This window comes from Streptomyces sp. NPDC024017, assembly GCF_040638895.1.
Lineage (GTDB): Bacteria > Actinomycetota > Actinomycetes > Streptomycetales > Streptomycetaceae > Streptomyces.
This window is the reverse complement of record NZ_JBEZYZ010000010.1, coordinates 254513-267475: the sequence shown is the minus strand read 5'-3', so window position 1 is coordinate 267475 and position 12963 is coordinate 254513. Positions and strand designations below refer to the sequence as shown.

The 12963-nt window shown below is 73.2% G+C and carries 12 protein-coding genes and 1 pseudogene; 8 read left to right on the top strand and 5 right to left on the bottom strand.

All coding sequences use genetic code 11. From position 1 onward, the window contains the following. Positions 1-103 precede the first annotated feature (103 nt). Together AB0G20_RS27330 and AB0G20_RS27325 are read left to right on the top strand one after the other, a co-directional pair. Positions 104-673: an XRE family transcriptional regulator gene (locus AB0G20_RS27330; protein ID WP_361306777.1), complete on the top strand. Its 570-nt coding sequence runs from the start codon at positions 104-106 to the stop codon at positions 671-673. Beyond that, on the top strand, positions 670-1389 hold the full coding sequence (locus tag AB0G20_RS27325; RefSeq protein WP_361306776.1) for a helical backbone metal receptor: 720 nt from the start codon (positions 670-672) through the stop codon (positions 1387-1389). The genes AB0G20_RS27330 and AB0G20_RS27325 overlap by 4 nt, the downstream gene beginning before the upstream one ends. Here the strand turns inward: AB0G20_RS27325 and AB0G20_RS27320 are convergent. Then, on the bottom strand, positions 1301-2452 hold the full coding sequence (locus tag AB0G20_RS27320) for a TDT family transporter (protein WP_361306775.1): 1152 nt from the start codon (positions 2450-2452) through the stop codon (positions 1301-1303). The genes AB0G20_RS27325 and AB0G20_RS27320 overlap by 89 nt on opposite strands. A 70-nt stretch (positions 2453-2522) precedes the next feature. Between AB0G20_RS27320 and AB0G20_RS27315 the strand changes: the two genes are divergently transcribed. Beyond that, positions 2523-3452, top strand: coding sequence for a LysR family transcriptional regulator (locus AB0G20_RS27315; RefSeq protein ID WP_361306774.1), 930 nt, complete (start codon positions 2523-2525; stop codon positions 3450-3452). A 64-nt stretch (positions 3453-3516) separates the two neighbouring features. Here AB0G20_RS27315 and AB0G20_RS27310 read toward each other — a convergent pair whose 3' ends face one another. From AB0G20_RS27310 to AB0G20_RS27300, 3 genes are all read right to left on the bottom strand, one after another. Further along, positions 3517-4191 carry a gamma-glutamyl-gamma-aminobutyrate hydrolase family protein gene (locus AB0G20_RS27310; RefSeq protein WP_361306884.1) on the bottom strand — a complete coding sequence of 225 codons (675 nt, stop codon included), beginning with the start codon at positions 4189-4191 and terminating at the stop codon, positions 3517-3519. Between the two features lie 37 nt (positions 4192-4228). Continuing rightward, on the bottom strand, positions 4229-5674 hold the full coding sequence (gene eat, locus AB0G20_RS27305) for an ethanolamine permease (RefSeq protein ID WP_361306773.1): 1446 nt from the start codon (positions 5672-5674) through the stop codon (positions 4229-4231). 153 nt (positions 5675-5827) lie between these two features. Beyond that, positions 5828-6568, bottom strand: a complete 741-nt coding sequence (locus tag AB0G20_RS27300) for an FCD domain-containing protein (RefSeq protein WP_361306772.1) — start codon at positions 6566-6568, stop codon at positions 5828-5830. 98 nt (positions 6569-6666) lie between these two features. Here AB0G20_RS27300 and AB0G20_RS27295 point away from each other — a divergent pair, with 98 nt between their 5' ends. From AB0G20_RS27295 to AB0G20_RS27280, 4 genes are read left to right on the top strand one after another with little or no spacing between them, the layout of a single operon-like run. After that, on the top strand, positions 6667-8031 hold the full coding sequence (locus AB0G20_RS27295) for a glutamine synthetase family protein (RefSeq protein ID WP_361306771.1): 1365 nt from the start codon (positions 6667-6669) through the stop codon (positions 8029-8031). An 8-nt stretch (positions 8032-8039) separates the two neighbouring features. Beyond that, complete coding sequence (locus AB0G20_RS27290) at positions 8040-9413, top strand: aldehyde dehydrogenase family protein (RefSeq protein ID WP_361306770.1); 1374 nt, start codon at positions 8040-8042, stop codon at positions 9411-9413. Further along, positions 9410-10195: a 3-oxoacyl-ACP reductase gene (locus tag AB0G20_RS27285; protein ID WP_361306769.1), complete on the top strand. Its 786-nt coding sequence runs from the start codon at positions 9410-9412 to the stop codon at positions 10193-10195. The genes AB0G20_RS27290 and AB0G20_RS27285 overlap by 4 nt, the downstream gene beginning before the upstream one ends. Positions 10196-10243: 48 nt before the next feature. Further along, positions 10244-11143, top strand: coding sequence for a DUF2510 domain-containing protein (locus AB0G20_RS27280; protein ID WP_361306882.1), 900 nt, complete (start codon positions 10244-10246; stop codon positions 11141-11143). 4 nt (positions 11144-11147) lie between these two features. Here the strand turns inward: AB0G20_RS27280 and AB0G20_RS27275 are convergent, their stop codons facing one another. Beyond that, positions 11148-12350 (bottom strand): amino acid deaminase/aldolase, encoded by a 1203-nt coding sequence (locus AB0G20_RS27275; RefSeq protein WP_361306768.1) that lies wholly within the window; start codon positions 12348-12350, stop codon positions 11148-11150. A 265-nt stretch (positions 12351-12615) separates the two neighbouring features. On the opposite strand from AB0G20_RS27275, the pseudogene AB0G20_RS27270 reads away from it, so the two are divergent. Beyond that, a pseudogene (locus AB0G20_RS27270) lies at positions 12616-12963 on the top strand (hypothetical protein); the annotation flags it as partial.

The following is a 12963-nucleotide window of genomic DNA, read 5'->3' as shown; positions in this document are numbered from 1 at the left end:
GTTTGCCGAACATGCGTAGGGTGCAGACAACTCAACAGAAGCAGTGCGCCGGGACACCGCCGCACGGGGCGCGGACCGACGGGCGAAGGAGGGAGCCGGAGCGATGGGCGACCACAAAGAGCAACCCCTTCGGGTGGGCGCGGCCGTGCGCCGGCGGCGCCGCGCGCTGGAGCTCACCCTCGCCGTCGTGGCCGCGCGCAGCGGTCTGTCGGTCCCGTTCCTGAGCCAGATCGAGAACGACCGGGCCCGGCCCAGCACCAGTTCCCTGGAGAAGGTGGCCGACGCCCTGCGCACCACCGCCGTGGAACTCCTCGCCGCGGCCGACCCGGCGTGCAGCGTGGACGTCGTCCGCGCCGACGACACTGAGCCGCAGCCCCAGCCCCGGACCCGCTCGCTGGTCCGCGGCCACCATCAGATGCACGCCTCCGAGTTCATCGGCGACCATGACGCGGGCCGTGAATTCCAGTACCGCAACGACCAGTTGATGTACGTCGCCGACGGCGCGGTGGAGATCGAGGCGGAGGGCCGCGCCTACCGCCTCGGCCGTGGCGACACCCTGTACCTGACCGGCGGCGTACGGCATCGCTGGCGGGCCGCCGAGTCGGACACCCGCGTGATCGTCGTCGCCGTGGCGGAGCACATCGAGGCGGTCCGGGACCGGCCACGCCGGTGAGGGTCGTCTCGCTGGTCCCGTCGCTGACCGAGGCCGTGGCCCGGTCGGCGCCCGCAACCCTGGCCGGCGCGACCGACTGGTGCACGCATCCCCCCGGCCTGGACGTCGTACGCGTCGGCGGCACGAAGAACCCGAAGACCGACCGGATCGTCTCCCTCGCGCCCGATCTGGTGATCGCCAACGAGGAGGAGAACCGCGCGCCCGACCTCGCGGCCCTGCGCGCGGCGGGCGTCGAGGTCCTGGTGACGGAGATCCGCGACGTGCCGCAGGCCTTCCGGGAACTGGCCCGGGTGCTGGACGCCTGCGGGGTGACGGCCCGCCCGCGCTGGCTGGACGAGGCGGAGCGGACCTGGTCGTCCCTGCCGGAGCCCGGGGCACGGCGAACGGCGGTCGTGCCGATCTGGCGCCGGCCGTGGATGGTCCTGGGCCGCGACACCTTCGCCGGTGATGTCCTCGCCCGCCTCGGCGTCGACCACCTGTACGCGACGCACCCCGACCGCTACCCGCGCGTCGCGCCGGAGGAGCTCCGCGCCTCGGCACCCGACGTGGTGGTCCTCCCGGACGAGCCGTACCGCTTCACCGCGGACGACGGACCCGAGGCCTTCCCCGGCCTGCCCTGCGCGCTCGTCAGCGGACGGCACCTGACGTGGTACGGGCCGTCACTGGCCAAGGCGCCGCGGGTGCTGGGCCGGGCGCTGCGAGCAGCTCGCCCCTGAGCAGCCCGCGCACGGTGCCCACGACGGCGGTGCCCCACGCCACGACCAGTACCGCGTACAGCACGACCGCCGGACCCGCGTAGGCGATGAGCCCGGTGTGCCGGCCCAGCGCCTCGGCGCCCGTGACACAGGTGCCGACCGGGAAGGTGAACGACCACCAGGTCATCGAGAACCGCATCCCGCGCCGCAGGGCGCGCAGCACATGGGCGGTGGCCAGGCAGAACCACAGCAGCGCGAACCCCATCACGGGCACGCCGTAGAGCACGGCGAGGGCGCCGAAACCCTCGCTGTACGGCTCCGGTACGACCCCGGGCGCGACGTCCGCGAAGGCGCCGACGGCGGTGGTGGACTGCCCGAGCGGGCCCAGCACCAGGAACAGCGTCGGGGTGAGGGCGAGGGGCAGCGGCCCGCCGGTGAGCGACCGGGCGAAGACCAGCGGCAGCATGACCAGCGTCGCGAGCAGGCTGAGCCCGAACAGTGCGAAGCAGACGAGCAGCAGCGTCTCCCGGGCCTGGCCGGGCGGCAGATGCGGCACCAGCAGTGGCCCGACGGCGGCGGACACCATGGGCGCGACGAGCGGCAGCAGCCAGACGGGCGTGGCCTGCCCCGGCTCCACGCGATGCCGTACGGACATCAGATACGGCACGGCGACGGCCGCGGCCAGACCGGTCGCCGTACCGGCGGTGAACAGCGCGGCGTCGAGCGCCACGGCCGCCCGCAGGCCGATCAGGTCCCGGCCGACGGTGAGGGCACCGCCGCCCACGGCCAGCAGGGCCATGGCGAGGCAGCCGTAGAAGGGGGCCGTCGCCGGGTCGAGGAGGTGGGCGCGGGCCTGGTCCCGGTGCCGGGTCCAGTGCACGGCCCGTCCCGCGAGCAGCGCCAGGAGCAGGACGAGCGAGAGGGCCCACACCCCCGCGAGCACGCCGCGCAGCCCCGGGACGTGCGGCGCGAGGGCGGCTCCGGCGGTGGCCACGACGGCGGTGCCCATCACGGTGGCGTACCAGTTGGGTCCGAGCTGACGGACGGAGAGCGGGTACGCGAGGGGCTGGGCTGCGGTGACCATGACTCCACGGTGGGGCCGGGGGAGGCGCACCACCAGGGACCATGCCTCTATGGCGACATAAGCTGGGTTTATGAGCAACGCGGATGAGCAGGCAGGGCCGGCGGTCTCCGGCGCCCTGGCGCACCGGGTGCCGGATCTGGGCGCCCTGGAGCTGCTGCTGGCGGTGGCGCGGCTCGGCAGCCTCGGTGGGGCGGCGCGGGAACTCGGCATCACCCAGCCCGCGGCCAGCAGCCGGATCCGGTCGATGGAGCGGCAGCTCGGCGTGGCGCTGGTCGACCGGTCGCCCCGCGGGTCCCGTCTCACGGACGCCGGGGCGCTGGTGACGGACTGGGCGCGGCGGATCGTGGAGGCGGCGGAGGCGTTCGACGTGGGGGCGCAGGCGCTGCGCGTCCGTCGCGACTCCCGGCTGCGGGTGGCCGCGAGCATGACCATCGCCGAGTACCTGCTGCCGGGCTGGCTGCTCGCGCTGCGCGCACAGCGGCCCGACACGGCGGTGTCGCTGCACGCGGGGAACTCGACGGTGGTGGCGGAGCGGCTGCTGTCGGACGAGGCGGATCTGGGGTTCGTGGAGGGGCTGTCGGTGCCGGCCGGCCTCGACTCGGCGGTCATCGCCCATGACCGGCTGATAGTGGTGACCGCGCCGGGGCACGCGTGGGCCCGGCGGCGGCGGTCGCTGGCCGCGGAGGAACTGGCGTCGACGCCGTTGATCCTCCGCGAGAAGGGCTCGGGGACGCGGCAGGTGCTGGACGCGGCGCTCGGTGGTCTGGCCCGGCCGCTGATCGAGTTGTCCTCCACGACGGCGGTGAAGGCCGCGGCGGTGAGCGGTGCGGGCCCGGCGGTGCTGAGTGAGCTGGCGGTGGGGGAGGAGCTGGCGATGCGGCGGCTGGTGCGGGTGCCGGTGGACGGGGTGGCCCTGGCGCGGGACTTGAGGGCGGTGTGGCCGACGGGGCATCGCCCTACCGGGCCTGCACGGGACTTGCTGTCGCTGACGCGAGGATAGCGGCGCGCCGTGACCAGGGGGCTCCGCCCCTGGCCCCCCGGCCTGTGCCGAAGGCCTCCGGAGGTCAGCCGCCGGAAGCCGCCTCCACCAGCGCCCGCATCACCCGCACGTCCTCCCCCATCTCCGGATGCCACTGCACCCCCAGCACCCAGTCGGCGGAGGGCAGTTCCACCGCCTCCACCGTCCCGTCCGCCGCATACGCCGTGGGGACGAGGCCCTCGCCCAGACGATCGACGGCCTGGTGGTGGTACGTCGGCACGAACGTCTCCTCCGGCACGACTCCGGCGTACAGACTGCCCGGCACCGGCTTGACGGCGTGCCCCCCGAAGACGCCCACGACCTCCGCGTGCCCGTCGATGTGCTGCACGAGCGTCCCCCCGAGAGCGACGTTCAGCAGCTGCATGCCCCGGCAGATCCCCAGCAGCGGCACGCCCGCCGAGAGCGCCGCCTCGATCAGCGCCAGCTCCCACGCGTCCCGCTCCGGCGCCGGCGGCCCCGTCCGCGGCTCGCGCTCCGCCCCGTACCGCACCGGCTCCACATCCGGCCCGCCCGCGATGACCAGCCCGTCCAGCCGGGCCACGGCAGCCGCGGCGTGCCGGGGGTCGTCCGGTGGCAGCATCGCGGCCAGGCCGCCCGCCCGCTGCACCAGCCGCGGGTAGCCGACCGGCAGCAGCGCGGCCTCCAGCTCCCACACGCCCCAGCGCGCACCGGACTCCAGGTAGGTGCTGACACCGATCAACGGCCTGGTCACGACAACTCCCTCACGCTCGGACGACTCAGTCCCTCGCCAACTCTGCCTCGGCGGCCGCCAGCGCCGCGAACTCCTCCTCGGGCGCCTTCGCCACCAGCCGCTTCCTGCTGTACAGGCCGAAGTACGCGACGGCCACGGCGTAGACCACGAGCGCGATGAACGCGGCCGTCACGTCCACCAGGAACGTGGCCACCAGCGCCGCACAGGCCAGCACCAGGGCGACCGAGGAGGTCACCACGCCGCCCGGCGTGCGGTACGGCCGCTCCAGCTCCGGCTCCCTGCGGCGCAGCACGATGTGCGACAGGGACATCAGCGCGTAGGAGATGGTGGCGCCGAAGACGGCGATGTTCAGCATCCGCGCGCCGTTGCCGGAGACCGCCGCCAGCAGGAAGCCGATCGTGCCGGGCACCAGCAGGCCCAGGTACGGCGCCTTGCGGCGGCTGGTGAGCGACAGGAAGCGGGGCAGATAGCCCGCGCGGGACAGGGCGAACAGCTGGCGCGAGCCCGCGTAGATCAGGGAGAAGAACGACGCCACCAGGCCGGCCAGGCCCGCGTAGTTCACGATCCGGCTCAGCGTCGTCGCCTCGCCGTTCGGCTGGAGTGCCTCGACCAGCGGGTTGCCCGCCTCCTGGATCGCGTCGGAACCGCGTGCCCCGGCCGCCGCGAAGAACGTGACCACCGCCAGCACCACCAGGATGCCCATCGACCAGCGGATCGCCTTCGGCAGCGTACGGGCCGGGTCCTTGGTCTCCTCGGCGGCCAGCGGCACACCCTCCACGCCCAGGAAGAACCACATGCCGAAGGGGAACGCCGCCCAGATGCCGAGCAGGCCGAACGGCAGCCAGGAGCTCGACCCGGCGGCGGCCGAGTCGACCGGGATGTCGTCCAGCGACGCGAAGGAGAAGTCGGGCAGTGCCGCCAGCGCGAACACGACCAGGGCGACCACGGCGATGCCGGTGACGACGAAGCTGAAGCGCAGGGCCTCGCCCACGCCCCACAGGTGGATGCCGAGGAAGATCGCGAAGCAGACCAGGTACATCGGCCAGCCGGACTCCAGGCCGAACAGGCCCAGGGACTCGACGTAGTCGCCGATGAAGATGACGATGGCGGCCGGGGCGAGGACGTACTCGATCAGGATCGCCGTGCCGGTCAGGAAGCCGCCCCACGGGCCGAGCGCCCGCCGGGCGAAACCGTAGCCGCCGCCCGCCGTGGGCAGGATCGAGGACAGCTCGGCGAGGGCGAAGACCATGCACGCGTACATCGCGCCCATGAGCACCATGGCGATCGCCAGGCCCCCGAAGCCGCCTTCGGCCAGGCCGAAGTTCCAGCCCGAGTAGTCGCCGGAGACGACGTAGGCGACGCCGAGGCCGGTCAGCAGCACCCAGCCGGCGCTGCCGCGGCGCAGCGTTCTGCGTTCCAGATAGTCGTCGCCCTCCGGGGCGGCGGGTGTGACGGTGGGTTCCTGGGACATGGGCAGACTCCCGACGGGGCGGCGGCGGTCACGGGGACGAGCGGGCTTCGATCCAATGGAATGGAGCCATACCTTTGCGGTGCCGAACGGGGGAAGGCAAGACCCGTGCGTTAATCGCCCGTAAATCCTCACCGCGCCACGACGGCGCCCGGCTCAGCCGAGGAACCCCCGCAGCAGCGCCGCCGTGCCCCCGCAGTGCTCGCGCATGATCTCCCGTGCCTGGTCGGCGTCGCCCTCGATCACGGCCTCCACCAGGGCGGTGTGCTGCCGCTGGGAGTGCTCCAGGTTGCGCACCAGCAGCGGAATGCCGTCGAGCAGGTCGTTGACCGTCGCGCGGACTGCCGCGTACTGGGCGGTGAGCGTGGGGGAGCCGGACAGTTCGGCGAGCGTGAGGTGCAGCAGCGTGTCCAGGCGGCGGTACTCGGCGAGCGGCGCGTCGTGCGTGCGCGCCAGGGCCTCGCGGAGCCGGTCCGCCTGCTTCTCGTCCAGCCCGTGCGCCGCGCACAGCCCGGCCGCACCCACCTCCAGCACCTCCCGGAAGCGCAGCACGTCCTCTATGTCGACCTCGGCGACCCTGCGCCGCAGCTCGTCCTCGCCGACGGTGTCGGCGCGCGGCAGCACGAACGTGCCGCCGTACCGGCCGCGCCGCGACTCGACGAGGCCCTGGTCCTGGAGCACCTTCAGCACCTCGCGCAGCGTCACCCGGCTGATCCCCAGCCGCTCGGCCAGCTCCCGCTCGGCCGGCAGCCGCTCGCCCCCCGGCACCAGCCCCAGCCGCACGACCTGCAGGATCTGCTCCAACGCCTCCTCGAAGCCGTTGCCCGCGCGCACCGGACGCAGCACCGGCGTCAGCCCGTCGCGCTCCACCTCGCCGCCGTCAGCTTCCTCCGGCATGTGGCCGTACCCCCTTCCCAAGCAATGGTTCTCGGCAATACCTTATGGCTCCCGGTGGATCCAAGGCAGCGGATCCAAGGAGCCTAGGAGGCCATCCCGTGGCAGACCGCACACCCCCGCTGAGCGTCGAGGAACTGCACACCCTCGTCGCGGGCGGTGAGATCGACACTGTCGTCCTGGCCTTCCCCGACATGCAAGGGCGACTCCAGGGCAAGCGGTTCGCCGCACGCTTCTTCCTCGACGAGGTCCTGCGGCACGGCACCGAGGGCTGCAACTACCTCCTCGCCGTCGACACCGAGATGAACACCGTCGACGGCTACGCGATGTCCTCCTGGGACACCGGCTACGGCGACTTCGCCATGCACCCCGACCTCACCACCCTGCGCCGCGTCCCCTGGAACGAGGGCACGGCCATGCTCCACGCCGACCTCGCCTGGAACGACGGCACCCCGGTCCTCGCCGCCCCCCGCCAGATCCTGCGCCGCCAGCTGGAGCGCCTCGCCGAACTCGGCTACACCGCCCAGGTCGGCACCGAGCTGGAGTTCATCGTCTTCAAGGACACCTACGAACAGGCCTGGGACGCGGGCTACAAGGGCCTCACCCCGGCCAACCAGTACAACATCGACTACTCCGTCCTCGGCACCGGCCGCATCGAGCCCCTGCTGCGCCGCATCCGCAACGAGATGGCCGGCGCGGGCCTGACCGTCGAGTCCGCCAAGGGCGAGTGCAACCCCGGCCAGCACGAGATCGCCTTCCGCTACGACGACGCCCTGGTCACCTGCGACCAGCACTCCGTCTACAAGACCGGAGCCAAGGAGATCGCCGCCCAGGAGGGCATGTCGATCACCTTCATGGCCAAGTACAACGAGCGCGAGGGCAACTCCTGCCACATCCACCTCTCGCTCGCCGACGCCGACGGCACCAACGCCATGGCCGGCGACCTCGAAGGCGGCATGTCCGAGGTCATGCGGCACTTCCTCGCCGGACAGCTCGCCGCCCTGCGCGACTTCTCCCTCCTCTATGCCCCCAACATCAACTCCTACAAGCGGTTCCAGCCCGGCTCCTTCGCCCCGACCGCCGTCGCCTGGGGCCAGGACAACCGCACCTGCGCGCTGCGCGTGGTCGGCCACGGCCGCTCCCTGCGCTTCGAGAACCGCCTGCCCGGCGGCGACGTCAACCCCTACCTCGCCGTCGCCGGACTGGTCGCGGCCGGACTGCACGGCATCGAGCAGAAGCTGGAGCTCCCCGAGCCCTGCCCCGGCAACGCCTACGCCGCCGACCTGGACCACGTCCCCACCACCCTGCGCGAGGCCGCCGAGCTCTGGGAGAACAGCCCCATCGCCCGGGCCGCCTTCGGCGACGAGGTCGTCGCGCACTACCGCAACATGGCGCGCGTCGAACTGGACGCCTTCGACGCCGCGGTGACCGACTGGGAGCTGCGCCGCTCCTTCGAACGTCTGTGAGGCCCCTCTTGTCCTCCGAGCACCTTCTTGAAGTACTGAACCCCGCGACCGAGGAGGTCGTCGCCGCCGTCGCCGGGGCGAGCCCGGCCGACGTCGACGCGGCCGTCACCCACGCCGCCAGGGCACAGCGGATCTGGGCCGCCCTCGCCCCCGGCGACCGCGCCCGGCTGCTGCGCCGCTTCGCGGCCACCGTCGACGAGCACCTGGAGGAACTGGCCCGCCTGGAGGTCCGCGAGGCCGGGCACCTCATCGGCAACGCCCGCTGGGAGGCCGGCAACGTCCGCGACCTGCTGGACTACGCGGCCGGGGGAGTGGAGCGGCTCACCGGCCGGCAGATCCCGGTGCCCGGCGGCCTGAACGTCACGATCCTCGAACCGCTCGGCGTCGTCGGCGTGATCGCCCCCTGGAACTTCCCCATGCCGATCGCCGCCTGGGGCACCGCCCCTGCCCTCGCGGCCGGCAACGCCGTCATCCTCAAGCCCGCCGAGACGACCCCCCTCACCGCCCTGCGCCTCGCGGAACTGGCCCTGGAGGCCGGGCTCCCCGAGCACCTCTTCCAGGTCCTGCCGGGACGCGGTGACATCACGGGCGACGCCCTGGTCCGGCACCCCGGAGTCGCCAAGATCGTCTTCACCGGCTCCACCCGGACCGGCACGCGCGTCGCGGCCCTCGGCGCCGAACAGGTCAAGCCCGTCACCCTCGAACTCGGCGGCAAGAGCCCCAACATCGTCTTCGCCGACGCCGACCTCAAGAGCGCCGTCGACCCCTTCTCCTTCCTCGACAACTCCGGCCAGGACTGCTGCGCCCGCACCCGCGTCCTGGTCCAGGAGTCCGTCTACGACGAGGTCCGCGAGCTGCTCGCCGAGACGCTGGCCGCCGTGGTGGTGGGCGACCCGGCCGACGAGAAGACCCAGATGGGCCCGCTGATCTCGCGGCAGCAGCTCGACCGCGTCCGCGGCTTCGTGCCCGACGACGCCCCGGCCCTGCGCGGCAGCGCGCCCGAGGGCCCCGGCTTCTGGTTCCCGCCGACCGTCCTCACCGGGGAGAGCCCCGACTCGGCCGCGGCCCGCGAGGAGATCTTCGGGCCCGTCGCCGTCCTGCTGCCGTTCACCGACGAGCAGGACGCGATCCGCCTGGCCAACGACACCCCCTACGGCCTCTCCGGCTCCATCTGGACCCGGGACGTCGGCCGTGCCCTGCGCGTCTCCCAGGCCGTCCGCGCCGGCAACCTGTCCGTCAACTCCCATGCCAGCGTCCGCTACTGGACCCCGTTCGGCGGCTACAAGCAGTCCGGCGTCGGCCGCGAACTCGGCCCCGACGCCCTGGCCGCCTTCACCGAAACCAAGAACGTCTTCATCAGCACGGAGGGCCCCGCACAGTGACTGCCCAGGAAAACATCTGCCGCCGCCTGGTCGGCCGCACCGCCGTCGTCACCGGAGCCGGCAGCGGCATCGGCCTCGCCGCCGTCCGCCGCCTCGCCTCCGAGGGCGCGCACGTCGTCTGCGGCGACGTCGACGAGGCCCGCGGCAAGGCGGCCGCCGAGGAGGTCGGCGGCACCTTCGTGAACGTCGACGTCACCGACCCCGAGCAGGTCGAGGCCCTCTTCCAGACCGCCTACGACACCTACGGCAGCGTCGACATCGCCTTCAACAACGCCGGCATCTCCCCGCCCGACGACGACTCCATCCTGGAGACCGGCCTGGAGGCCTGGAAGCGCGTCCAGGAGGTCAACCTCACCTCCGTCTACCTGTGCTGCAAGGCCGCCATCCCCTACATGCGGCGCCAGGGCCGGGGCTCCATCATCAACACGGCCTCGTTCGTCGCCAGGATGGGCGCGGCCACCTCGCAGATCTCGTACACGGCCTCCAAGGGCGGAGTCCTCGCCATGTCCCGCGAACTGGGAGTGCAGTTCGCCCGCGAGGGCATCCGCGTGAACGCCCTGTGCCCCGGTCCGGTCAACACCCCGCTGCTCCAGGAGCTGTTCGCCAAGGACCCGGAGCGGGCCGCGCGCCGCCTGGTGCACATCCCGCTGGGCCGGTTCGCCGAGGCCGAGGAGATCGCCGCCGCCGTGGCCTTCCTCGCCAGCGACGACTCCTCCTTCATCAACGCCACCGACTTCCTGGTCGACGGCGGGATCGCCGGGGCGTACGTCACACCCCTGTAAGCCGGTGTCCGGCGGGTCGGGTTCGCGCCCTACAGTGCCGGGATGAGCATGACGCCGCCGCCCGGCTGGTATCCCGACCCGCACGCCCCGCACCTTCAGCGCTGGTGGGACGGCACGGCCTGGACCGAGCACCGCCGAGCGCACGAGGCCCCCGCCACCCCGCCGCCGGGTGGCGGCACCGGCCGCACGAAGGTGGTCGCCCTGACCGCCACGGGCGTCGTCCTGGTCGCGGCGATCGTCACCGGAGCCGTCGCCCTCGGCGGCGGCGACGGCGGCGGCACGGAGACCAGGACGGCCCCCACCTCCACCGTCGAGCCCACCTCGGACTCGCCGGAGCCGACTCCCGAGGCGTCCACGTCCGAGCCGTCCGCCGACGACCCCGCGGTCGTCGAGGACCAGCTCAACGGCATCACGTTCCCGTTGCTCGACGGCTGGGTCCGCCCCCAGTACGTCGCCCAGGACGACGTCGTCATGACGACCGACGGCACCTACGACTGCCCCGGCGGCGTGGGCCTGTGCCGCCACGGCATGATCTTCTCCCGCACGGTGACCGAGAACGACGAGAAGTCCCCCGAGGCCCTCGCCAAGGCGGACATCTCCGAGGCGGCCGACGAGGCCTACGACCGCGACCAGCTCGGCCGCAAGCCCTACGGGGGCACGGAGTCGCACCAGGTCGTCAAGTCCGGGCCGGTCGCGGTGGCGGGCCGCGCCGGGTACCTCGTGCGCTGGCGCGTCAAGACCGCCAAGGGGCCGGGCGGCTACGTCCAGTCGCTCGTCTTCCCCTCCAGCGTCGGCACCGAGTCGCCCGTCCTCGTCCGGTACGTCTTCGACGCCGGCGAGGACGGCCCGCCGCTCGCCGACATGGACCGCATCACCAAGGGCATCCGCCCGTTCGGCGACGCGGACACGGGCGGCGGCGTCGGCAGCAGCATCGGCCCGACGGACTGACCGCCTACAGGAACGTGTGCCCCTCGCCGCGGTAGGTGGGCACGGTCCCCGTCACCGCGTCGCCCTCGACCAGGTGCAGCACGTCGAACCGCTCGCACAGCTCACCGGCCTTCGCGTGCCGGAACCACACCTTGTCCCCGATCAGCAGATCGTCGGCGGGCGAGCCGAGCAGCGGCGTCTGCACCTCACCGGCACCCTCCTGCGGGTCGTAGCGCAGCCCCTCGGGCAGATACGGCACGGGCGAACGGTCGGCCCCGGCCGCACCCGAGGCGGGATATCCGCCACCGAGGACCGTCACGACCCCGACCCCCGGCCGCCGCACCACGGGCTGGGCGAAGAGGGCCGCCGGACGGCCGCTGAACGACGTGTAGTTGTCGAACAGGCGCGGCACGTACAGCCCCGACCCGGCGGCGATCTCCGTCACCGCGTCCTCGGCCGCCGTGTGCTGCACCGAACCGGTGCCGCCGCCGTTGACGAACTCCAGACCCGGCACCACGGCCCGCACCGCGCGCACCACCTCCGCACGCCGCTCGGCGAGTTCACGCTTGGCGGCGGACTGCATCAGCCGGATGGCACGGGACCGCAGCGGCCGCCCCGCCAGCGCGTCCCCGACACCGGCGACATGCCCCTCGTACGCCATGATCCCCACGACCTCGAAGCCGGGCCGCCGCGCCACCGCCCGTGCCACGTCGGCGACTTGGGCGGGGGAGTGCAGCGGTGAACGCAGGGCCCCGATCCGCACGCGTCCGCCGAGCAGCTTCAGGGACGTGTCCAACTCCAGGCACACGCGCACGACTTCGCGTCCGCCACCCCTCGACGCGTCGATCAGATCCAGCTGGGCGACGTCGTCGACCATGACGGTGACGGCGGCCGCGAGCTTGGGATCACCGGCGAGTTCGGCGTAGGCCGCACGGTCGGCGGACGGGTAGGCGAGCAGCACGTCGTCGAACCCCGACCGGGCCAGCCACAGCGACTCGGCGAGGGTGAACGACATGATCCCCGCGAAACCGTCCCGGGCCAGGACTCGCTCCAGCAGCGCCCGGCAGCGCACGGACTTGCTGGCGACCCGGACGGGCTTGCCCCCGGCGCGGCGCACCAGGTCGGCGGCATTGGCGTCGAAAGCCTCCAGGTCCACGATCGCGAGAGGGGCGTCGAGATGGGCGGTGGCCCGGTCGTAACGGGCCCGGTCGGCGGCGCGCGCAGTCATGAACGCAGCCTGCCAGACTGGATTACCGCAGGGTAGGGGGACGTTCCGGGCAGATGCCCCGGGCTCGTGGACTGGTTCCCGTTCGCCCAGGAACAAGCCGTAGAGTGACGCGCACGTACGGCGGGCGACGCCGGCCGGAGATCCGTGCCGGGATGACGCTCCGTCCGTACGGGTATGTGTGCCCGGGACGAATCCGTGCCGGGCCTCGGGCAGCACACCGGCCCGCGCGAGACGAGCGGCCCGGGCATGAGGAAACGGGGGGTGCATGAGCACGGAAGCGCAGCGCGCCTCCTTCCCCCCACGCCCCACCACCCCACCGCGTCCGTCACACCCCCCGGCAGCGCCGGAGGACCCGGCGGCGACGGACGAGCGTGACACCCCGGGCACCACCGCCTCCGGCCCTGCGACCACTGCCGGGACCGCCGCGGGTACGGACGGCGCGAAGTCCTCCCACAGGCCGAACGCGCACAGCCACCCCCGCTTCCCGAGCCTCGGGGCCGCGAACGTCGGTGCCGCCGCGCCCCGGCGCACCGAGTCCGCCGCACCGCCCCCGCCCCGCGCCTCCACCCGCTTCCCCGACATGCCGCCCAGCGCCGGGCGCGAGACCGGCTCC